The sequence below is a fragment of the Pseudomonas sp. 22490 genome (assembly GCF_052044465.1).
GTDB classification, from domain to species: domain Bacteria; phylum Pseudomonadota; class Gammaproteobacteria; order Pseudomonadales; family Pseudomonadaceae; genus Pseudomonas; species Pseudomonas aeruginosa.
In genome coordinates, this window is the sequence record NZ_JBQENS010000014.1 from 155845 (window position 1) to 176116 (window position 20272).

Consider the following 20272-nt stretch of genomic DNA (forward strand, 5'->3'; position numbering starts at 1 on the left):
CCGGTGACAGATCGGGGAAAAAATCTCGGGAGCATCGAATTGTTTTCGCAGCCTTTCCTCGGGTGTTCGCAGGCTCTGCGCCGGGCCTTTTCGCGGGACCTGCGAGGTTCCGCGAGCGCCTCCCGGCGGCCGGCCCGCGACGGCCATGGCGCGCCCTCGGGGCAACCTCGCTGAAACATGCACCCGAGCCCTGGCGAGAGGCCACACGGGTTGATGACAGCGAGAGGAAGGCCTGCTTGCACAGGCCCCTCCCGTAGGGCGGATTACGCCAGCGGCGTTATCCGCCGATACCTCTCTTCGGAATACTGCTGAGACGCCCCATCCCCACGGCGGATAGCCGCGAGCGGTTAATCGCCCAGCACGGGAAGGGCTTGTTCAGGTACGGACTACTGGACCAGTTGGTTCATCTCGATGATCGGCATCAGCACCGCCATCACGATGGTCAGCACCACCCCGCCCATGACCACGATCATCAGCGGCTCGAGCAACGCGGTCATGCCCATGGCGCGGCGCTCGATGTCGCGCGACAGGGTCTGCGCCGCGCGGTCGAGCATCGGCGGCAGCGCACCGGTCTTCTCGCCGCTGGCGATCAGGTGGGTGAGGATCGGCGGGAACACCTGCCGCGTGCGCAGCGCCGAGGCCAGCGAGACACCTTCGCGAACCTGCGCGGTGGCCTCCTCCACCGCCTGCGCGAGGCAGTCGTTGGCCAGCGTCTGGCGCGCCGCATCGAGCGCGCGCAGCAGCGGTACGCCGGCGCTGCCGAGGATCGCCAGGGTGGAGGCGAAGCGCGCGGTGTTCACCCCGAGCACGAAGCGACCGAGCAGAGGCAGGCGCAGCACTCGCCGGTGCCAGCCGAGCCGCGCCTGCGGGTCGCGCAGGTACAAGCGCCAGCCCCAGTAAGCGCTACCGATGGCGCCGGCGCAGAGCCAGCCCCAGGCGCGCACGAAGTCGCTGGCCTGGAGCATCGCCCGGGTCAGCGCCGGCAGGTCCTGGCGCGCCTGGGAGAAGGCGCTGACCACCTGCGGCACCACGTAGCCGAGGAGGAAAATGACGATGCCGATGGAGACCACGCCGACCACCGCCGGGTAGATGAACGCGGTGAGGATCTTGCCGCGCAGGGCGTTGCGTTCCTCGATGTAGTCGGCCAGGCGCTCCATCACCTGGGCCAGGTCGCCGGACTCCTCGCCCGCAGCCACCAGCGCCCGGTAGATTTCCGGGAAGTCCCGCGGCCGTGCGGCAAGGGCGTCGGCCAGGCGCATGCCGCCGCGCACGTCGCTGCGCACGGCGCTCAGGGTCTGGGCGATGTGCTTGCGCTCGGCCTGGTCGAGGGTGGCGCTCAGCGCCGCCTCCAGCGGCAGGCTGGCGGCCAGCAGGCTGGCCAGCTGGCGGGTGGCCCAGGCCAGGTCGCCGTCGGACAGGCGCGGGGCGAACAGCGCGCCCGCCCCTTGCCCGGTCCCGCCGCCAGCCTGCTCGCGGACCTCCAGCGGGGTCAGGCCGCGGGCGCGCAGTTGGCCGAGGGCGCCACGCTGGCTGTCCGCCTCCAGGGTGCCGGTCTCGATCCGGCCCTGGGCGTCGGCGGCTTCGTAACGGAAGGTCTGCATCAGGCGTCCCGGGTCACGCGGAGGATTTCCTCCAGGGTGGTGGAGCCGCTGGCGATCCAGCGCTCGCCGTCCTCGCGCATGCTGCGCATGCCGGCGGCGCGGGCGGCTTCGCGGAGATCCTGCTCGGCGCGGCCCTGGTGGACCAGGCGGCGGATCTCGTCGTCGATCACGAACAGTTCGTGGATGCCGGTGCGCCCGCTGTAGCCGGTCTGGTTGCAAGCCGGGCAGCCGACCGCGCGCCAGCCGCCGTCCTCTTCGACCCGGCAATGCGTGCACAGGCGCCGCACCAGGCGCTGGGCGAGTACGCCAAGCATCGACGAGGCGAGCAGGAACGGCTCGACCCCCATGTCCACCAGCCGCGTCACTGCCGACACCGCGTCGTTGGTGTGCAGCGTGGCCAGCACCAGGTGCCCGGTGAGCGAGGCCTGCACGGCGATCTGCGCGGTCTCCAGGTCGCGGATCTCGCCGATCATGATGATGTCCGGGTCCTGCCGGAGGATCGCCCGCAGGGCTACGGCGAAGGTCATGTCGATGCGCGCGTTGACCTGGATCTGGCTGATCCCCGGCAGGTCGTACTCCACCGGGTCCTCGACGGTGAGGATGTTGCTGGTGCTGGCGTCGAGCCGCGCCAGGGCGGCGTAGAGGGTGGTGGTCTTGCCGCTGCCGGTGGGCCCGGTGACCAGCACGATGCCGTGCGGCTGGCGGATCAGGTTGTCCAGCGGCGCCAGCACGCCGGGAGCCATGCCCAGGGTCTCCAGCCTCAGGCGTCCGGCCTGCTTGTCCAGCAGGCGCATCACCACCCGTTCGCCGTGGCCGGTGGGCACGGTGGAGACGCGAATGTCGATCGGCCGCCCGGCTACCCGCAAGGCGATGCGGCCGTCCTGGGGCAGGCGTTTCTCAGCGATATCCAGCTGCGCCATGATCTTGATCCGCGACACCAGCGCCGCGTGCAGCGCCTTGCGCGGCGCGACCACGTCGCGCAGGGCGCCGTCGACGCGGTAGCGCACCACCGAATGGGTCTCGAAGGGCTCGATGTGGATGTCGCTGGCCTCATCGCGCGCGGCCTGGGTCAGCAGCGCGTTGATCATGCGGATCACTGGCGCGCCATCCTGGGTGTCGAGCAGGTCGGTAACCTCGGGGATATCGTCCATCAGGCGGTCGAGGTCGACCTCGCTCTCCGCCGCGCCGACCACCGCCGCGGCGCTGCCGGTATCGGAGTAGGCGCTGGCCAGCAGGGTGTCGAGCTCGTCGTCGCGGACGCTCTCCAGGCTGGCCGGCGCATGCCGCTGGCGCACCTCGCTGATCGCCCAGCCGGGCGTCCGCGGGCTGACCAGCAGGGTCGCGCCATGCTCGCCCGGCCGCAGCAAGGCGCGCTGCGCCTTGGCCCAGGCGTAGGGCAGCAGGCTCATAGCGGCGCCGCCTCGCCCAACGGTACCGCGCGCAGCGGCCGCGGGCTCGGGCGCAAGTCGTAGGCGGCCTGCGGGATGCCCTGCTGCGCCGGCGGCAGCACCGGAGCCTGCATGTCGCCGACGCTCCAGTCGTGGCGCGGCTGCACGCGCTGCTGGGCGCGGCGGATGAAGTCGTAGCGGTTGAGGGTGATGCTGCGGCCGGCGGCGGCGTCGCGGACGATGTAGGGACGCAGGAAGACCATCAGGTTGGTCTTGGTCCGCGAGCGCTTCTGGTAGCGGAACAGCGAACCGACGCCGGGGAGGCTGGAGAGTCCGGGAACACCGTCGGTGTTGTCCTGCACGTTGTCCTGCAACAGGCCGCCGAGGACCATGATCTGGCCGTCGTCGAGGAGGATGCTGGTATCGATCGCGCGCTTGTTAGTGACCACCCCGGCGGCGGTGCTGGCGCGCTCGTCGACGCTGCTGACCTCCTGGTAGACGTCGAGCTTGACCGTGCCGCCCTCGGAGATCTGCGGACGGATGTTCAGCTTCAGGCCGACGTCCTCGCGCTGGATGGTCTGGAACGGGTTGTTGCTGGTACCGCCGCCGTCGGTGACGTACTGGCCGCTGACGAAGGGTATGGTCTGGCCGACCATGATGCTCGCCGACTCGTTGTCCAGGGTCAGCAGGTTCGGGGTCGACAGGACGTTGGTGCCGCCGCGGCTCTTCAGCGCCCGGGCGAGCACCTTGAGGTCGAGGATCTTGCCGATCCCGGGGATGTCCACGGTGCCATCCACCAGGCCGATGTTGAGCCCCTTGGGCAACACGTCGATGGTGTTCTTGCCGGCCGTGTTCAGCGCCGACTGGCCGAAGTTGACCCCGCCGAACACGCCGTTGCCGCCGAGGTTGCCGGCCTGCCACTGGATGCCGAACTCGCTGGAGTCGTCTTCGCTGACCTCGACGATCAGGCTTTCGATCACCACCTGGGCGCGGCGCTGGTCGAGCAGGTCGATGACTTCGCGGAGGTTGCGGTACAACGGCTCGGGTGCGGAAATCAGCAGGGTGTTGGTGGTGGCGTCGGCCTGTACGGTGACCCCGCCGGCGGAGAACGCCGAGTTCTCCTCGCCCATCGCACCGGGTCCGGCGCCGCCCTGGCCGCTGCCCATCGCACCATAGGCGCCGCCGCTGCGGTTGCTGCCGCCCAACCCGCTGGAACCGCTGCCCGTGGTATTGCCGCTGCTCCCCAGGCCCTGGCTACCAGTACCGCTGTTGCCGCCACCGAGCATGCCGCCGCCGCTCAGGCGCGCGCGCTGCTGGTCGCCCTCGTTGCCCTCGCCGCCGCTGTCGCCGGTGATCAGCCCGCGCAGGGCCTGGGCCAGGCGGGTCGCCTGGGCGTTGCGCAAGTAGACCACATGGAGGTTGCCGGGATTGCTTTGCACGCTGTCCAGCTTGCCGATCAGGTCGCGCGCCAATTGCGTGCGCTCGGGGCTCGGCGAGCGGATCACGATGCTGTTGGAGCGTGGGTCGGCGAGCACCACGGTCTTCTGGCCCTGCTCGGCGCCGCCGCTGCCCTGGCTGTCGAGCAGTTCGGAGACGGTGCTGGCGATGTCCACCGCGATGCCGTTCTGGATCGGCACCACGTCGGTGTCGCTGGCGCTGGGGATGTCGATGCTGGCGATGATCCCGGCGACCCGGTCGAGGTTTTCCGCGTAGTCGGTGACCACCACGGTGTTGTTCCCCGGATAGGCATTGATCGGGTTGTTCTGCGCGACGATCGGGCGCAGTACCGGGATCAGGTTCACCGCGTTCTCGTAGCGCAGGCGGAAGGTCCGCGTGACCATACCGTTGGCCGCCGGCCGGTCGGCGCCGTAGACCGGCCCGCCGAGCAGCTTGGCGTCGGCCTCCGGCACCACCTGGCTGACCCCGTCGACGTCGACCACGCTGAAGCCCTGCATGCGCAGGGCGCTGGTGAGCATGCGGTAGGCGGTGCGCGCCGGCACCTGGCCTTCGGAAACCAGGGTCAGCTTGCCCTTCACCCGCGGGTCGACCAGGAACTGCCGGCCGGTGGCGCGCGACAGCGCGCGCACCACCGCTTCCACCTCGGTATCGACGAAATTCAGGCTGACCGGCTGCTCGCCGAGTTCGGCCGCTGTCGCTGAGACCGGAGCCACGGCACCGGAGCGCGCTACGCCGCGTCCGGCACTCAGCGCGCGGCGGGCCTGCTCGGCCTGGGGCCGCTCGCGGACGTCGGCGCTGCGCAACGGCGCACCGGAGCGGACACTGCTCAGCGGCCGGCCAACTTCCTCGTCGGCCGGGGGCACGCCGGGGACCTTCGGCGTCTCGCTACACGCCGCGACCAGCAGCGCGCCCAGCGCCACGCCCAGTACAGGCCAACGACGCCGGGCATGGTGGAAAGCTGATTGCCTCATGGGGAATCCTTGGGAGCGGAAGTCGACTGCAAATGGATCGAGGCGGACACCAGCCCGCCGGACGGCTCGTTCGAAGAGCCGGAGCGCTCCTCGGAAGGAGCGTCGAGACGCGTCACCTGCGCCTCGCTGACGCTCAGGCGCAACGCCGCCGGACTGCGCGCCAGCCAGCGCAGCAAGGCCTCGCCGGACACGCTGGCGAAGTCCAGTTGCCATTGGCCCGGTTGCGGGGCGTCCAGTTGGAAACCGTCGAGTCCCTGATCGCGCAGGCTGCGACGGATCGCCTCGGCGTCCGCCGTACCGCTCAGGGTCGGACCGCGCAACGCCTCGACCTCACGCAACACGCCGTCCACCGCCGCAGCCTGCGCACGCAGGCGCGGCAGTTCGGCTTGCCAATGCTCGATCCGCGCCAGCGGCGGATCGACGAACACTTGCCAGGTCAGCGCCAGGCATAGCGCCAGGCCACCGCCGGCGAGAATCTTGCGCTCGCGCGGCGCCAGTTGCCGCCAGTAGGCCTGCAATCGCAGCAGCAGGGGACTCCAGCGCTGCGCCGGAGTATTCAGCAGGCCCGCCAGGCGCTTATTCATCTTCATCGGCAGCCGCCTCGGCAGTGCCACTGTCTGCCGCGCCAGCGGCCGGCGCTGGCGGCGCTTCCATGGCGCGCACCTGCCAGCCCTTGTCGGAGGCATCGGCCTGCAACCCGTGCTTGCCCAACTCGCCCTGCCAGGCAGCGGCATCGCCGCCTGGCGGTCCCGGCAGCAGCTCCAGGTCCAGTTCGCCGGCGTGGTAGTCCAGTCGTTGCAGGCGCCCGGCGAGGAACGGCATCGCCTCGCCGGCGCCATGCAGCAGCGCGGCCAGTCCCGGTGCGGCATCGCCATCGGCCTTGCCGGCCAGATAGGCGTCGCGTCGCTCGCGAGCCTGGCGCAGCGGATCGAGCACCACCGGCAGTTCCGGGAAGGCCTGCTGCACGCGTTGACTGCTCTGCCGTTGCAAGGACTGGCCCTGCCCGGCCAGTTGCCCGGCGTACAGGTTCAGACCGGCGACCCACACCAGCAAGGCCAGGGCAGCGCAGAACAGGGGCATCTTCCAGGTGCCGTTGCCGGCGCTCGTCGCCGGCGCTTTCAGCGCCAATCCCCACGGACTGGCGGGCCCGCTCCAGCGCAGCGCTTCGTCCAGCGCCTCGGCCCGCTCCAGGGCTGCGGAGCGCCACGCCGGTCGCTCGCCCAGCCAGAACAGCCGCAACTCCTGCGGGACCTCAGCGAGGCCCTGCTCCGGCAAGGGATGGACCACAGCGTCGCTCAGCGAGCGGCGCAACAGCAGATGGCCGTCCCACTCGCCGGCCACCCAAGCGTCATCGCGCAACGGCAGGAGGAACGGCGCGGCCTGCACCTCCCGCACGTCGAGCCGCAGCCGCTGTACGGCCTGCTCCAGCGAGGCCAGCGCCGACGCCTCCAGCCACCCCAAGGTCAGGCGCCCGTCGGCGCCGCGCGGACCGTGGGCCAGGCGTAGCTGCGCCGGATCGCCGAGGACCAGCGCCTCGGCCGCACAGTTCACCGCGGCGGCAAGCTTCGCCGCAGGCAGCGCCGGCAGTTCGAGACTGACCAGGCGGCAATCGCGCGGATGCAGGAACAGCGCCACCGGCAACCCCTGGCGCCGCCGCGCCAGTTCCGCGAGCGAGACCTCGATTCGTTCCTGCACCGCGCCGCGCGCATCCAGGCGCAAACAATGCAGCGGCGCCGCCTCGGCGAACTCGCTCAGCGGCGGCAGCAGGCAACGCCAGGCGGCCTTCATGAGCCCACCCTCATCCAGTTGACCGCCGTGCTTTCACCGGCCTTGCGCTGCACCAGGGCTTGCAGGCGCACCTCTTGCCGGTCGCGCCGAGCATAGGCGGTGAGCAGGAACCAGTCGCTGGTGATCCCGACCTTCACCGACTGCGCCTGCAATTGCGGCATGTTCAGGCGGTTGACGAAGTCGCCGCGATTGAGGAACCAGCGGCCCCGGTCGCGCTCGCCGAGCACCCGCCGCGCCTGGTCCAGCCCGAGGCCGGGGACACAGGCGGCGAGCACTTCGGCGCGCGCGGTGTTGCCGTTGATCCAGGTGGTTTCGGGCAGGATGGTGACGTAGGGTCGCAGGCGTTCCAGGATCGCCGGCGGAATGCCCAGCCGCGCCAGGTCGTCGAGACGCCTGAGCGCCGGCATGCGCGCCGGAAGCGCACGCAACACGGCGCCCGGCGAAGTCTCGCGGCCGCTGTCGAAGCCTGCGGGTTGCGTCTCGGCCGGCGGCGCTTCGGCGGGCAGCCGTGCATAGGAGGCGAGGACCCGCTCGACGATCAGCCGCGCCTCCTTCGGGCGCACGCCGAGCAGACCGGCGAGGCGTTCGAAGTTCGCTCGCTCCTGGAGATCGGGGCGCTGGTCGACCAACAGGTTGCGCAGGTTGAACTTGCCCTGCTCGTCTTCCAGTTGGCCGTTGAACGGCAATTCGGCGCTGCTCAGACGCAAGCCACGCATCGGTTGCGCCCAGCGCTGGTCAAGGCGGGTCAGCGGGTCGCGGCGGCTGTCCTCGAGCAGCAATTGGCGGCTCCATTCCAGGCCGCCGCGCAGCATCCAGCCGGCCTGGATGCGTAGCTGCTCGCTTTCCAGGGCGCGGATGAATGCGCTCTGGCGGGCGATCAGGCCGGCGGCTATGACCGCGACCACGGTGACGATCAGCAGCGCGCTGATGATCGCCATGCCGCGCTGGCGATGACCGTTCATGGCGCGCTCAGAGCTGCCAGGAGCCGATGTCGGCGTTGATGCCCTCGCCGCCCGGCTGCCCGTCGGCGCCGAGGGAGAACACGTCGATCTCACCGTTCACGCCGGGATTCAGGTACTGGTAGGGCTTGCCCCAGGGGTCGTTGGGCAGGCGCTCCAGGTACGAGCGCCAGTTGCTCGCCGAGGCATCGGCAGGGCGCTCCGCGAGCACCTTCAAGCCCTGCGCCTGGCTCGGATAGCGGCCCTGGTCGAGGCGGTAGAGCTTGAGCGCCTGCATCAGCCCGGAGATGTCCTGGCGCGCCGCGGTGGCGCGGGCCTGGTCGGGACGGTCGAGCACCTTGGGCACCACCATCGCGGCGAGGATGCCGAGGATCACCACCACCACCATGATCTCGATCAGGGTGAAGCCTCGCTGTCCCCGATGTCCTTTCGGGCTGGAGCTGAACTGCACGACATCCATCTCGACACTCCTCGGCATGGTTCGATTCGCCGCGGATTGTTTCAGGAAGATATGTCAACGATATTGAAAATCCTCGGGTGCGCCGCTCTGCCGGAGGCGCCCGCAAGGCCCTGGAGCCGGGCTTTCCGGCAGGCGCCGGGGATGGCTCGCGGGGGCGCCCTCCCGAGCTTTTGTCAGGGATCGGTCAGATTTCCCGGCTAGCCTGGAAGTCCCCTTTCGCCGACCTTTCCGCGATGTCCACGCGCCTGTCTTCCCGCGGTTTCACCCTGATCGAAGTGCTGGTCGCGCTGGCCATCGTCGCCATCGCCCTGGCCGCGGCGATCCGCGCGGTGGGCCTGATGACCGACGGCAATGGTCTGTTGCGCGACAAGTCGCTGGCCCTGCTGGCAGCGGAGAGCCGGCTCGCCGAGCTACGCCTGGGCGTCGGCGCGGCTCCGGGAAACAGCGATTTCGAATGTTCCCAGGGCCGCCTGCGGTTGTACTGCGAACAACGCGTCGAGGCCACCGACGACCCCGCGCTACTGTGGGTGGAAATCCGTGTGCGCACGCAGCGCGAACAGGCGGTGCCGCTGGCGCGCCTGAACACCCTGCTGAGCCGCTCCCGGTGATCTCAACCGCGCTTGAGGGTAGCCAGCGGCGGCGGTTCGGCGAGCCGCTGCATGGGCACCCGGCGAACCTCGCCGTTCTGCTCGATGAGTACCGCGTCGGCCTCTATCCGCCGCACCTTCGCCGCACGTGCCAGGACCTCGCCCTCGCGATAGGCCTGGGCCGGCGCGCCGTTCACCGAGAGGATGGCGATCGCCGCGGGACCACCGCTGATCAATCCCGCCAGTTGCACCTCGACCTCACTGGAAGGCGTCGCGAACCAGCGTTGAGCGGCGTCCTCGCCGCTGGGCGGCGGAACATCGGCGACCTCGGCCTGGACCACGCCGGGAATCGGCGCCAGCAACAGATAGCCCCAGAACAGCAGGCCGGCGAGGATCGCCAGCACGGCGGCGAACTGGACCAGGCGGGGCGGATCGATACGGGGCATGGCCGGCATGGCGGGCTCTCCTGGCGTATGGGCGACGGGCGCCACGAACGGCGCCCCGGCACCAGCCTAGCGCGGAATTCTCTCCGTTATGTTTCACACGCCGATCATCTTCGTCGGGCACTCTGGAAACCTCTCTCTTCGCGGAGCGGCATCCGGTGAGGCGACCCCGGCAAGGCGGTTTCACCCTGATCGAACTGATGGTGGTGCTGGTAATCGTCGGCATCGCCACGGCGGCCATCAGCCTGAGCGCCCGCCCCGACCCGACGGGCCTGCTGCGCCAGGATGCCGCGCGCCTGGCGCGGTTGCTGGAAATAGCCCAGGGCGAAGCGCGGGTACGCGGTACGCCGATCCTCTGGCAGCCCAGCGCCAAGGGCTATCGCTTCAGCCCGCAGGCCTATCGCGGCAAGACCGACGCCTTCGCCGCCGACACCGAATTGCGCGCGCGCGACTGGCAGGCCGCGCCGCTGCGGGTCAGCGTGCGCCCGCCGCGACCGGTGTTGCTGGACGCCGAATGGATCGGCGCGCCGTTGCGGATAACGCTCTCCGACGGCCAACACAGCGTCACCGTGCTGCGCGAGGCGAACGGCCATGTCCGGGTACGCTGAACGCGCGACGACGCGGCGCCGGCAAGCCGGCTTCACCCTGATCGAGGTGATGGTCGCGATCATGCTCATGGCCATCGTCAGCCTGATGGCCTGGCGCGGCCTGGACAGCATCGCCCGGGCCAGCGCGCACCTGGAGGACAGCACCGAGCAGGGCGCCGCGCTACTGCGCGCGCTGAACCAACTGGAGCGCGACATCGCCCTGCACAGCGCCATCCGGGAGGAGTCCGGCCTGCCCAGCGGCGACGAGCCGATCCGGGCCGGCGACAGCCTGCCGCCCGGACTCGCACTGAAGCGCCTGAGCGAGATCCCATTGCGCCTGGACATCGTCCGCGCCAGTACCGAGCCAGGCGCGCCGCTGCAGCGCGTGCGCTGGTGGCGACAGGGCAAGGTCCTCTACCGCGCCGCCTCGCCCAGCGGCGACCGCCTGCCGTTGCCGCCGCTGGCGGAGCGGGTGGCTGTGCTGGACGACGTGAGTCGGTTCGAGATCCGTGCCTGGGTGCCGGGAAAGGGCTGGACGCGCCTGCCGGCACGCAGCAAAGTCCGCGCCAGCGGACTGGAGATCAGCCTGGCGCGGGTCACCCGCAACGGCGTGGAGCGCTATCGACGGGTGGTGGCCCTGCAATGAAGCGGTGGCTCAGCCGAGCAGCACCACCCCGCCCGGCAGGCGGGTGACCTCGATGCCATAGGCATCGCGGATCAGGGTCGCCACGTCGGCCAGTTGATCGAGGCTGAAACGGGCCTGGACCCGGCGTCGGCCAAGGGCCTTGTCCAGCAGCAGGAGCATGCCGGGACGGTAGCGGTTGATTTCGTCGATCACCGTGGCCAACGGTACGTCGTTGAACACCAGCATGCGCTCGCGCCAGGCCATCACCTCGGCAACGTCGAAAGGCACCGGCGGACCGTTGCGTCGCTCGTCGAAGGTCAGCTGCTGGCCGGCCTGGAGGTCCAGGCGCTGGCCGAGGTGTTCGAGCCGCACGCTGCCCTCCAGGCAGGTCACCACGCAAACGTCACCGCTGCTGCGCACATTGAAGCGGGCCCGGCTGGCGCTCAGCCAGGCGCTCCCGGCCATCACCCGCAGGCTGCTCTGCGGCGGGTGGCTGGCGATGATCTCGGCCTCGCCGCCGAGCAGTTCGATGGTTTCCTGCTGCTCTTGATTGCGCCGCACGTTCAGGCGGGTGCGGGTGTTCATCTCGATCCGCGTCTCGCCGCTCACCTGCACCTGGCGCTGCTCGCCGACCGCCGTGACGTAGTCGGCGCCGCCCAGGCCATGGTCGAGCAGCGACGGGCGCAAGACGAACAACGCCACCGAGGCGGCCAGCGCACCGCCGACGAACCAGCGACGACCGAAACGCCTCGGCGCGATCTGCGCCACGGCCGGCGGCTCCAGCGGCAGAGCGGCGGCACTGCCGAGTGCCTGCCAGAGATCGCGCGCCTCGACGAACGCTCGCAGGTGTTGCGGGCTGCGCGCACACCACTGGCGGAAGGCCCGCGCGTCGCCCTGGGTGACGCGTCCGGAGGTCAGGCTGATCACCCAGGCGTGCGCTTCGTGGCGAAGGTCGCCGGTTTCATCGGCGGCGGAGTCTGAGGCTGTCATGACTGTGCTGTACGGACACCGGAATGGCTCATGGGATGGATATGGCGGCGGTTTTCCACCTGCTTATGCTTATGACGGTTTTCCGGCCCCGGGACCGAACCTCTGGATGACTTTTCTTTCCAGGCGCTCCGCGCAGAACCACAGGGCGGCCTTGAGTTCCTTCTCCACGGTGCGGGTGGAAATGCCGAAGCGACGGGAGATTTCCGCATGCGGCGTCTCTTCCAGGCGCGAGGCGATGAGAATCTGCCGACGCCGCGCCGGCAGTTCGCAGAGCGCCTCCAGCAGGCGACGGATCTCGGCGTGACCGCCGACGATGCGCTCCGGGTCGAGGCCTTCGTCGGCCACCTGCAACAGTTCCGCCACCTCCTCCCCGGTGAGCAGGCGGGCGTCGCCCTCGCGGCGGTCGGCGGCAATGTTCAGGGCAATGCGGAACAGGTAGGCCTGGGGCTTCTTGACCTCCAGGGCATCATCCAGCCGGTCGACTCTCAGGTAGGTTTCGTGCAGCACGTCGCACGCCAGGTCCTCGGAGCCCAGGCGCCGTTTCAGGCGCGCCTTGAAGTCGTCGTAGGAGGCGAGGAACAGCTTCACCATCGCGCTTTGCCGCGAATCGCTCATGACCCTCCCACTCCCTCCGTCAGCTTGCATTCCATGGCCTTGCCCGTCGTCTTCGGCAGCAACAGGATGGTCAGCGGCTGGGCCAGCGTAGCGGGCGTCGCCTGCATCACCCGCACGCCGCGCAGGCTTTCCACCAGGGCGCTGTCCCGCTGCGGGTCGCCGGTCGAACCGAGCAGGCGACTGTGGCGAACCTCGCCGAAGCGACCGATCCAGAGTTGCAGCACCGCGCGATAGGTACCCGGACGAGTGCGCGGCGAGCGGCACAACTGTTCTTCCAGCGCCGCCTGGACCGCTCCCGCGTAGCGCCGATCCAGCGGCTGCTCGACCTTCGGCATCTCTGCCGGCAGCGGCGCAGCGTCCCTGACGGCCTGCGCCGGTAGCAGGGTGAACGCTTCCTGGCTGGTGTAGCGCGCCATCAGGCCGGTTCCGCCGAGCAGTCGGGTCAGGGCGTCGCTGGCGGTGAAGCGCCCCTGCAAGCGGGCCGAGCGCCGTCCACGGGCCAGCTCGCCATCCACCAGAACCGCCATTCCCGTCACCCCGCTGTAGGTCACCAGCGCCGATGCCAGGCTCTGCGGAGGAATATCGAACGCGTGCACCGCCAGGCGCAACGGCGGCCTGCCGCCATCGCCCGGCACGGCGCCGGACGCCGGCAGCAGCATGCCGAGACCGAGCAACGACACTGCGCACGACCTTGCCACCCCGAGGATCGACATCAACGGATTCCAGTCCGAACTACCCGGTTCAGGCCAGATGGCCATCACCCAGGAGGGACATCCTGATGGCACTGTGTGACTGTGGTGTGACGGTACCTGCGGTGACATGTTTTCACCGATTGCCGTATAAGCGGGAAACCACCATCCCAGCGCGGGAGAATCGCCATGCACCGTTCATCGCAGGTTCTGGCGGCCCTGATCCTGGGCCTGGCCATGAACGCCACCCTGGCCGACGAGCCGACGCCGCCGGCGAACTGCATCAACACCGAGGTCAACGGCTACCAGGCTTTGTCCTATGAATGCCTGAGCCAGCAGATGACCGATCCTGACAGCGCGGCCAGGGCCCGCCGCGAACAGGAGCTGGATTCCGCCGCCATCGTCCGGCGTCCGCCAAACCAGCTCGGCCTGTACAACCAATCGGCGACGCGCATTCGCCTGGGCACCTCGTTCGGCAACTCAGTGGAAGCGCAGCGGCCGCCTCGCTAAGGGTCTCCGCAGGTCCGCGCTCCTGGCCGGCGGCGCAAGACAGAAAACCCCGGCAACCAGGCCGGGGCAATCGTCGTCGGCGAGGTTGGCCGCCGATCAAAGGACAAGGAACGCCCCTCAGGCGAAGGTACGCTCCAGCAGGTCGCCGAAACGATTGAAGGCATCGCTGGCGCCCTTGGCGGCCAGGCGCTCTTCTTCCTCGTTCAGCTCGATGCCGTCGAGGATCGCCACGAAGCTCTTCCAGCCTTGCGCGCGGCCGCCTTCCGGCTCGGCCAGATGGCGGGCGCCGAAGTTCTCGTCGAGTTCGAGCGCGGCGGCCTTCTTGAACAGGAACGCAGCGCCCAGCTTCGAACCTTCGGAAACGAACAGCCAGCCCAGTGCCTCGGCCAGGCTCAGGTCGGCCTCGCGCACGCTCTGGTCGCCCTCCGGTACCGGATGGCCGAGGTCCGCCAGGTCTGCACGAGCGGCGTCGTCGCGGGCGCGGGAAGCCAGGCCGGGGAACAGGCGGGCCAGCGCTTCGTTGCGATAAAGCGGCTCCAGGTCATGCTGGAAGAGGTACTGGGCGGCGACGAAGCGGGCGAAATTGTCCCGGCTGGCGAAGGGTTCCTTGCTTTTCACCAGGCTCTCCAGGCGCTGGTGCGGCTCGTTGGTCAGCAGGTTGAGGCGTTGCGAACGCAGGTTTTGCCGAGTGGATTCAGGGGCCAGGGTATCCATAGGGGAATTCCTTTCGAGGGACGGAACGCACTGGGCCGACATAGCGCGCCCAGGATCATAACGATTCTCAATTATATTCGTTATTGAATCTCAGTGTCACATGAAAGGATGCCGACCGACTGCCATTGACCAGAAAAGGACTACAGCAAATACTGTATTTACATACAGCATTCGAGTTATTTCCTTGGCCTCCCTTTCATCCGTAGCCGACATCACCCCACCCGCAGCCGTCGCCGGACGAGGCAATGGCATAGCGCTGAGTGCGCTGCTCGACGCGCGTAGGATCTGGAAAGGCCAGTCCGCCGTACCGGCCGGCGCTTCCCTGCCCACCGGGCATGCGCGCCTGGACGCACTGCTGCCCGGCGGCGGTTGGCCGGAGCATGCCCTGAGCGAAATCCTCCATGCCCGCGACGGTGTCGGCGAACTGCAACTACTGATGCCGACCCTCGCTCGCCTGACCCAGGCGCAACGTCGTGTCGTCCTGGTCGGCGCCCCCTACGTACCTTATCCGCAGGCCTGGCTGGCCGCCGCGGTCGACCTGCGCCACCTGGTCCTGCTGCAGGCCAGCGGACGCGACGCCTTGTGGGCTGCCGAACAGTGCCTGCGCTCGGGCAGTTGCGCCGCAGTGCTGTGCTGGCCGCAGCAGGCCGACGACCGCGCCCTGCGCCGCCTCCAGGTCGCCGCCGAAAGCGGTCAGGCCCTGGGTTTCGCCTATCGCCCCCTGCGCGAAGCGGTCAACCCTTCGCCGGCAGCGCTACGCCTGTGCATCGAAACCCGCCCCCCACGCCTGCGCATCCTCAAGTGCCGGGGCGGCCTCGCGCCGGCGACCGCCCTGCCGGCCAGCGCCTGGCAATGAGGCGGCCATGCTCTGGGCTTGCATTCTCCTGCCGCAACTGGCCATGGACAGCGCGCTGCGTCAACGGAGCAATCCCGACGCACCGCTGGCGCTGCTCGGCGGCCCAGCGCAGCGCCGGCAGTTGCAGGCGGTCAACCCAGCGGCACGCGCGCTCGGCCTGAAGCCCGGTCAATCGCTGATCGCCGCCCAGGCCCTGAGCCGGGACTTCGCCACGGCGGAATACGACCTCGCCGCCGTGGAGCGCTGGCAGGCCTTCCTCGCCGCCTGGGCCTACGGTTTCAGCTCGCAGGTCAGCCTGCACTATCCGCGTGCGCTGCTGCTGGAAGTGCAGTCCAGCCTTGCCCTGTTCGGCCCCTGGCCACGCTTCGAGGCCCGCTTGCGCAAGGAACTCACGGCGCTGGGCTTCCGCCATCGCCTGTGCCTGGCGCCGAACCCGGTGGCGGCGAGGGTCCTGGCGAACAGCCACGACGGCCTGGCCATCGAGGACGAGACAGCGCTGCAACGCCAGTTGTCCGCCCTTCCGCTGGGCCGCCTGGGACTCTCGCGGGAGCTGGCTGTCGCCCTCGGACGCATGGGACTGCGCCATCTGCGCCAGGTCCTCGAGTTGCCGCGCGCCGCCCTGGCCCGTCGCTTCCCGGCCGAACTGCTGTTGCACATCGACCGCCTCTGCGGCCGCAGCCCACTGGCGCTGGAGCACTACCGGCCGCCGGACACCTTCGACCTGCGCATCGAACTCAATTTCGACGTGGAATCGCACCAGGCCCTGCTCTTCCCCCTGCGACGGCTGAGCGCCGATCTCGCCGCCTTTCTCGCCGGACGCGACAGCGGCGTGCAGCGCTTCACCCTGCATCTGGAGCATCACGGGCGCGCCGACAGCCAGGTCACGGTCGGCCTGCTCAGCGCCGAACGCGAGGCGGCGATGCTCTTCGAACTGACCCGCGGCCGTCTCGAACAGCTGCAACTGCCCGCCCCCGTGCATGCCGTGCGCCTGGAGGCCCGCGAGCTGCCTCCTTTCACGCCGCAGCACCGCGAACTGTTCGACGAGCGCCCACAGCAGTATCTCGGCTGGGAACAGTTGCGGGAACGCCTGCGCGCACGACTGGGCGACGAGGCGGTACAGGGCCTGAGCGCCGTCGCCGAACACCGTCCGGAGCGAAGCTGGCGGCCGCACAGCTGCGACAGGGCGCAATCGCCGGCAGCCTGCGGCCTCCGACCCGGCTGGCTGCTGGCGGAGCCACGCCTCCTCGGCGAGGCCTTGCCCACCGTGCTGACCGGCCCGGAGCGGATCGAGTCGGGCTGGTGGGATGGCGAAGACATCCGCCGCGACTATTACCTGGTGGAAACCCGCAGCGGACAACGTGCCTGGGTCTATCGCGAGGTCGGCAGCGAAGGGCCGCTGTGGCTGCATGGCTGGTTCGCATGAGCGCCTACGCCGAACTGCATTGCCTGTCCAACTTCAGTTTCCAGCGCGGCGCCTCCAGCGCCGCGGAACTCTTCGCCCGTGCAGCGCGCCTGGGCTATCGGGCCCTGGCGATCACCGACGAATGCAGCCTGGCCGGTATCGTGCGGGCCTGGCAGGCGGCGCGGGAGCATCAGGTACAACTGATCGTCGGCAGCGAAATCCGCCTCGAACAGGGGCCCAAGCTGGTCCTCCTGGCGGAGGACCTGGAGGGCTACCAGAACCTCTGTCGCCTCATCACCCGCGGCCGGCGACAAGCCGACAAGGGCCACTACCGGCTGCTGCGCGAAGACCTGCAACAGCCGCTCGCCGGCCTGTTGGCGATCTGGTTGCCGAACGACCATGGGGACGAGCAGGCTGCCTGGCTCCGCGAACGCTTCCCCCAGCGCCTTTGGCTGGGCGTCGAGTTGCATCGCGGCGCCGATGACGATGCCCGCCTGGACAAACTGCTCGCGCTCGCCTCGCATCTCCGGCTACCGCCCGTGGCCTGCGGCGACGTCCACATGCACGCCCGCGGCAGGCGAGCCCTGCAGGACTGCATGACAGCGATCCGCAACCATCTGCCGGTCAGCGAGGCCGGCGCCTATCTCTTCCCCAACGGGGAACGCCACCTGCGTACCCTGGAGGCCCTGCTGGGGATCTACCCGCAAGCCCTGCTGGCGGAAACCCTGAAGATCGCCGAACGCTGCCGGTTCGATCTGGAACAGCTGAAATACCAGTATCCACGCGAATTGGTACCGGCCGGACACGACCCGGCGTCATGGCTCCGCCATCTCACCGAACAGGGCATCGCCAGGCGCTGGCCGAACGGCGCGAGCGCCAAGGTCCGCAAGCAGATCGAGAGAGAACTCGAGCTGATCGCCGAACTGGGCTATGAAAGCTATTTCCTCACCGTGCAGGACATCGTCGCCTTCGCCCGGGGCCGGGAAATCCTTTGCCAGGGCCGCGGCTCGGCGGCCAATTCGGCAGTGTGCTTCGCCCTCGGCATCACCGAGTTGGACCCGGACCGGACCAACCTGCTGTTCGAGCGCTTCCTTTCCCGCGAGCGCAACGAACCACCGGACATCGACGTGGATTTCGAACACGAGCGCCGCGAGGAGGTCATCCAGTACGTTTTCACACGCTACGGACGCCAGCGCGCGGCGCTGACCGCGGTGGTCAGCACCTACCACGGCGCCGGCGCGGTGCGCGACGTAGCCAAGGCCCTGGGTCTGCCGCCCGAGCAGGTCGACGTCCTGGCCAACTGCTGCGGCCGCTGGAGCGACCAGGCCCCCAGCGCCGAACGCCTGGAAGAGGCCGGCTTCGATCCGCAGAGTCCGATCCTGCGCCGGGTGCTGGCCCTGACCGACGAGTTGATCGGTTTTCCGCGCCACCTCTCGCAGCACCCCGGCGGCTTCGTCATCTCCGAACAGCCATTGGACACCCTGGTCCCGGTGGAGAATGCCAGCATGGCCGAGCGCACGGTGATCCAGTGGGACAAGGACGATCTCGACGCGGTCGGCCTGCTCAAGGTCGACGTCCTCGCCCTGGGCATGCTCAGCGCCCTGCGCCGCAGCTTCGACCTGATCCACGCGCTGCGCGGCGGCAAGCGGTTGAGCATCGCCAGTATCCCGAGCGAAGACCCGGCCACCTACGAAATGATCAGCCGCGCCGATACCATCGGTGTGTTCCAGATCGAATCGCGCGCACAGATGGCCATGCTGCCACGCCTGCGCCCGCAGAAGTTCTACGACCTGGTGATCCAGGTCGCCATCGTCCGGCCGGGGCCGATCCAGGGCGACATGGTGCATCCTTACCTGCGCCGGCGAAACGGTGAAGAGCCGGTGGCCTATCCATCGGCCGAACTGGAGAAGGTCTTCGAACGTACCCTGGGCGTCCCGTTGTTCCAGGAACAGGTCATGGAACTGGCGATCGTCGCCGCCGACTACACGCCGGGCGAGGCGGACGAACTGCGTCGTTCGATGGCCGCCTGGAAGCGTCATGGCGGCCTGGAACACCACCGCGAGCGGCTGACCCGGGGCATGCTCGCCAAGGGCTACGAGGCCGACTTCGCAGCGCGCATCTTCGAGCAGATCAAAGGCTTCGGCAGCTACGGTTTCCCTGAATCCCACGCCGCCAGCTTCGCCCTGCTCACCTACGCCAGCAGTTGGCTGAAACGTCACGAGCCGGCGGCCTTCGCCTGCGCCTTGATCAACAGTTGGCCGATGGGCTTCTACAGCCCCGACCAGTTGCTCCAGGACGCCCGCCGCCACGCCCTGCAGACACGCCCGGTGGATGTCCGCCACAGCGGTTGGGATTGCAGCCTGGAGCCGTTCGGCCAGGCGCAACCGGCCATACGCCTCGGCCTGCGGATGATCCGAGGCTTTCGCGAGGAGGATGCCAGGCGTATCGAGCAGGTCCGGGAGGCCCAGCCGTTCCTCGACGTGCACGATCTCGGCCGACGCGCCAGGCTCGACGCCCGGGCCCTGGAGTTGCTGGCCGATGCCGGCGCCCTGCGCGGTCTCGCCGGACACCGGCACAAGGCGCGCTGGGCCGTCGCCAGCGTCGAGCCGCAATTGCCACTGTTCGCCGAAGGGACCGTCATCGAAGAAACCACGGTCAGCCTGCCGCTGCCTTCGCGCGGCGAGGAACTGCTGAGCGATTACGCTCTCCTCGGCACCACCCTCGGCCCGCATCCGCTGAAACTTTTGCGTGGACAGCTCAAGGCCCGCCGCTGCCGCGACTCCCGCGAACTGGCGAAACTGGGACATGGGCGACCGATACGGGTCGCCGGCCTGGTGGTCGGCCGGCAGCGCCCACAGACCGCCAGCGGCATCACCTTCATCACCCTGGAGGACGAGTTCGGCATGCTCAACGTGGTGGTCCGGCACGACCTCGCCGAACGGCAGAGGCGGCCATTCCTCGAGTCCCGGCTGCTGCAGGTGGAGGGCATCCTGGAGTCCTCCGGCGAGGTGCGCCACGTCATCGCCGGGCGCCTGCATGACCTGAGTCCTCTACTCACCGGCCTGGACGTCCGCAGCCGGGATTTCCATTGAGACAAAGAAAAAGGCAGCTCGAGAGACGAGCTGCCTTGGGATGGCCAACAGGGATGGCCACGAAGGGGGGAGCGCTCAAGATACTGTTTATTCATACAGTAAATCAAGCGATTCCCTTCATCGGAAGCCACCTTTCGTCTTTCTCCTCGAAGCGAGGCTCTAACTCGCGGATCGGGATCGGTACGGCGAACGCAAGAGCGCCAGCGCCATGCGGATCCCCCCGGACTCTCGCTACGCTAGACGCGAAAGAGGACATGCCAGGAGGGTTTCGGCAAGGTGAACAGGAAGCACGCCTTTTTCCGCGCGCAAAAGCAAAACCCCCGGTCATCGCTGACCAGGGGTTTTGGGATAGGAGCTTGACGATGACCTACTCTCACATGGGGAGACCCCACACTACCATCGGCGATGCGTCGTTTCACTTCTGAGTTCGGGAAGGGATCAGGTGGTTCCAACGCTCTATGATCGTCAAGCAATTCGGTTGGATATCCGTTCGCTTGGGCTTACGTCTATCCGGATTCAGGTATGTGATTTCAAGGT

The 20272-nt window shown here is 68.9% G+C and carries 19 protein-coding genes and 1 rRNA gene; 7 read left to right on the top strand and 13 right to left on the bottom strand.

The features are described from left to right. Positions 1-386 precede the first annotated feature (386 nt). Genes gspF through gspG form a run of 7 tightly spaced genes read right to left on the bottom strand, consistent with a single transcriptional unit; the run spans position 387 to position 8625 of the window. The gene (gene gspF, locus ACTJJX_RS17565; protein WP_003112721.1) at positions 387-1601 is read right to left on the bottom strand and encodes a type II secretion system inner membrane protein GspF; all 1215 of its coding nucleotides are present in this window, start codon (positions 1599-1601) and stop codon (positions 387-389) included. Then, positions 1601-3010 carry a type II secretion system ATPase GspE gene (gspE, locus tag ACTJJX_RS17570; RefSeq protein ID WP_003112722.1) on the bottom strand — a complete coding sequence of 470 codons (1410 nt, stop codon included), beginning with the start codon at positions 3008-3010 and terminating at the stop codon, positions 1601-1603. Before gspE ends, gspF begins: the two co-directional genes overlap by 1 nt. Next, positions 3007-5418 carry a type II secretion system secretin GspD gene (gene gspD, locus ACTJJX_RS17575; RefSeq protein WP_016852075.1) on the bottom strand — a complete coding sequence of 804 codons (2412 nt, stop codon included), beginning with the start codon at positions 5416-5418 and terminating at the stop codon, positions 3007-3009. The genes gspE and gspD overlap by 4 nt, the downstream gene beginning before the upstream one ends. Continuing rightward, the gene (locus tag ACTJJX_RS17580; RefSeq protein WP_003123065.1) at positions 5415-6008 is read right to left on the bottom strand and encodes a type II secretion system protein M; all 594 of its coding nucleotides are present in this window, start codon (positions 6006-6008) and stop codon (positions 5415-5417) included. Before ACTJJX_RS17580 ends, gspD begins: the two co-directional genes overlap by 4 nt. Further along, positions 5995-7206, bottom strand: a complete 1212-nt coding sequence (gene gspL / locus ACTJJX_RS17585) for a type II secretion system protein GspL (RefSeq protein WP_016852076.1) — start codon at positions 7204-7206, stop codon at positions 5995-5997. Before gspL ends, ACTJJX_RS17580 begins: the two co-directional genes overlap by 14 nt. Further along, positions 7203-8168 carry a type II secretion system minor pseudopilin GspK gene (gspK, locus tag ACTJJX_RS17590; RefSeq protein ID WP_016852077.1) on the bottom strand — a complete coding sequence of 322 codons (966 nt, stop codon included), beginning with the start codon at positions 8166-8168 and terminating at the stop codon, positions 7203-7205. The genes gspL and gspK overlap by 4 nt, the downstream gene beginning before the upstream one ends. 7 nt (positions 8169-8175) lie before the next feature. Then, the gene (gspG, locus tag ACTJJX_RS17595; protein WP_003085349.1) at positions 8176-8625 is read right to left on the bottom strand and encodes a type II secretion system major pseudopilin GspG; all 450 of its coding nucleotides are present in this window, start codon (positions 8623-8625) and stop codon (positions 8176-8178) included. A gap of 233 nt (positions 8626-8858) precedes the next feature. Here gspG and gspI point away from each other — a divergent pair, with 233 nt between their 5' ends. Beyond that, complete coding sequence (gene gspI, locus ACTJJX_RS17600; protein ID WP_003085347.1) at positions 8859-9233, top strand: type II secretion system minor pseudopilin GspI; 375 nt, start codon at positions 8859-8861, stop codon at positions 9231-9233. A 2-nt stretch (positions 9234-9235) separates the two neighbouring features. Here gspI and ACTJJX_RS17605 read toward each other — a convergent pair whose 3' ends face one another. Continuing rightward, complete coding sequence (locus ACTJJX_RS17605) at positions 9236-9667, bottom strand: type II secretion system protein N (RefSeq protein WP_004352971.1); 432 nt, start codon at positions 9665-9667, stop codon at positions 9236-9238. 146 nt (positions 9668-9813) lie between these two features. Between ACTJJX_RS17605 and gspH the strand changes: the two genes are divergently transcribed. Both gspH and ACTJJX_RS17615 read left to right on the top strand, forming a co-directional pair. After that, entirely contained in the window at positions 9814-10263 is a 450-nt protein-coding gene (gspH, locus tag ACTJJX_RS17610; RefSeq protein ID WP_003106853.1) for a type II secretion system minor pseudopilin GspH, read from the top strand. After that, positions 10247-10888: a PulJ/GspJ family protein gene (locus tag ACTJJX_RS17615; RefSeq protein ID WP_003455154.1), complete on the top strand. Its 642-nt coding sequence runs from the start codon at positions 10247-10249 to the stop codon at positions 10886-10888. The genes gspH and ACTJJX_RS17615 overlap by 17 nt, the downstream gene beginning before the upstream one ends. 9 nt (positions 10889-10897) lie before the next feature. Here ACTJJX_RS17615 and vreR read toward each other — a convergent pair whose 3' ends face one another. The 3 genes from vreR to vreA all read right to left on the bottom strand — a co-directional run bounded on the left by vreR (position 10898) and on the right by vreA (position 13185). Beyond that, positions 10898-11857 (bottom strand): anti-sigma factor VreR, encoded by a 960-nt coding sequence (gene vreR, locus ACTJJX_RS17620; RefSeq protein ID WP_003106396.1) that lies wholly within the window; start codon positions 11855-11857, stop codon positions 10898-10900. A 69-nt stretch (positions 11858-11926) separates the two neighbouring features. Further along, positions 11927-12472 carry an RNA polymerase sigma factor VreI gene (vreI, locus tag ACTJJX_RS17625; RefSeq protein ID WP_003085329.1) on the bottom strand — a complete coding sequence of 182 codons (546 nt, stop codon included), beginning with the start codon at positions 12470-12472 and terminating at the stop codon, positions 11927-11929. Continuing rightward, a complete protein-coding gene (vreA, locus tag ACTJJX_RS17630; protein ID WP_016852078.1) occupies positions 12469-13185 on the bottom strand; it encodes a TonB-dependent outer membrane receptor VreA in 717 nt (238 codons plus the stop codon). Before vreA ends, vreI begins: the two co-directional genes overlap by 4 nt. Positions 13186-13350: 165 nt before the next feature. On the opposite strand from vreA, the gene ACTJJX_RS17635 reads away from it, so the two are divergent. Next, positions 13351-13671, top strand: a complete 321-nt coding sequence (locus tag ACTJJX_RS17635) for a hypothetical protein (protein ID WP_016852079.1) — start codon at positions 13351-13353, stop codon at positions 13669-13671. A gap of 117 nt (positions 13672-13788) precedes the next feature. On the opposite strand, the gene pigA is transcribed toward ACTJJX_RS17635, so the two are convergent. Then, positions 13789-14385 carry a biliverdin-producing heme oxygenase PigA gene (pigA, locus tag ACTJJX_RS17640; RefSeq protein ID WP_003085321.1) on the bottom strand — a complete coding sequence of 199 codons (597 nt, stop codon included), beginning with the start codon at positions 14383-14385 and terminating at the stop codon, positions 13789-13791. 250 nt (positions 14386-14635) lie between these two features. Between pigA and imuA the strand changes: the two genes are divergently transcribed. From imuA to dnaE2, 3 genes are read left to right on the top strand one after another with little or no spacing between them, the layout of a single operon-like run. After that, positions 14636-15241, top strand: a complete 606-nt coding sequence (gene imuA, locus ACTJJX_RS17645) for a translesion DNA synthesis-associated protein ImuA (RefSeq protein ID WP_031627677.1) — start codon at positions 14636-14638, stop codon at positions 15239-15241. A gap of 7 nt (positions 15242-15248) precedes the next feature. Next, positions 15249-16664 (top strand): Y-family DNA polymerase, encoded by a 1416-nt coding sequence (locus ACTJJX_RS17650; RefSeq protein WP_016852080.1) that lies wholly within the window; start codon positions 15249-15251, stop codon positions 16662-16664. Continuing rightward, the gene (gene dnaE2, locus ACTJJX_RS17655; protein WP_016852081.1) at positions 16640-19735 is read left to right on the top strand and encodes an error-prone DNA polymerase; all 3096 of its coding nucleotides are present in this window, start codon (positions 16640-16642) and stop codon (positions 19733-19735) included. Before ACTJJX_RS17650 ends, dnaE2 begins: the two co-directional genes overlap by 25 nt. 354 nt (positions 19736-20089) lie before the next feature. Here the strand turns inward: dnaE2 and rrf are convergent. Beyond that, a 5S ribosomal RNA gene (rrf, locus tag ACTJJX_RS17660) occupies positions 20090-20205 on the bottom strand. Between the last annotated feature and the right edge of the window lie 67 nt (positions 20206-20272).

Excerpts from the sequence above, each read along its gene's own strand:
- gspF (WP_003112721.1), bottom strand. The coding sequence starts at position 1,601 with ATGCAGACCTTCCGTTACGAAGCCGCCGACGCCCAGGGCCGGATCGAG.
- gspE (WP_003112722.1), bottom strand. The coding sequence starts at position 3,010 with ATGAGCCTGCTGCCCTACGCCTGGGCCAAGGCGCAGCGCGCCTTGCTG.
- gspD (WP_016852075.1), bottom strand. The coding sequence starts at position 5,418 with ATGAGGCAATCAGCTTTCCACCATGCCCGGCGTCGTTGGCCTGTACTG.
- ACTJJX_RS17580 (WP_003123065.1), bottom strand. The coding sequence starts at position 6,008 with ATGAAGATGAATAAGCGCCTGGCGGGCCTGCTGAATACTCCGGCGCAG.
- gspL (WP_016852076.1), bottom strand. The coding sequence starts at position 7,206 with ATGAAGGCCGCCTGGCGTTGCCTGCTGCCGCCGCTGAGCGAGTTCGCC.
- gspK (WP_016852077.1), bottom strand. The coding sequence starts at position 8,168 with ATGAACGGTCATCGCCAGCGCGGCATGGCGATCATCAGCGCGCTGCTG.
- gspG (WP_003085349.1), bottom strand. The coding sequence starts at position 8,625 with ATGGATGTCGTGCAGTTCAGCTCCAGCCCGAAAGGACATCGGGGACAG.
- gspI (WP_003085347.1), top strand. The coding sequence starts at position 8,859 with ATGTCCACGCGCCTGTCTTCCCGCGGTTTCACCCTGATCGAAGTGCTG.
- ACTJJX_RS17605 (WP_004352971.1), bottom strand. The coding sequence starts at position 9,667 with ATGCCGGCCATGCCCCGTATCGATCCGCCCCGCCTGGTCCAGTTCGCC.
- ACTJJX_RS17615 (WP_003455154.1), top strand. The coding sequence starts at position 10,247 with ATGTCCGGGTACGCTGAACGCGCGACGACGCGGCGCCGGCAAGCCGGC.
- vreR (WP_003106396.1), bottom strand. The coding sequence starts at position 11,857 with ATGACAGCCTCAGACTCCGCCGCCGATGAAACCGGCGACCTTCGCCAC.
- vreI (WP_003085329.1), bottom strand. The coding sequence starts at position 12,472 with ATGAGCGATTCGCGGCAAAGCGCGATGGTGAAGCTGTTCCTCGCCTCC.
- vreA (WP_016852078.1), bottom strand. The coding sequence starts at position 13,185 with ATGTCGATCCTCGGGGTGGCAAGGTCGTGCGCAGTGTCGTTGCTCGGT.
- ACTJJX_RS17635 (WP_016852079.1), top strand. The coding sequence starts at position 13,351 with ATGCACCGTTCATCGCAGGTTCTGGCGGCCCTGATCCTGGGCCTGGCC.
- pigA (WP_003085321.1), bottom strand. The coding sequence starts at position 14,385 with ATGGATACCCTGGCCCCTGAATCCACTCGGCAAAACCTGCGTTCGCAA.
- ACTJJX_RS17650 (WP_016852080.1), top strand. The coding sequence starts at position 15,249 with ATGCTCTGGGCTTGCATTCTCCTGCCGCAACTGGCCATGGACAGCGCG.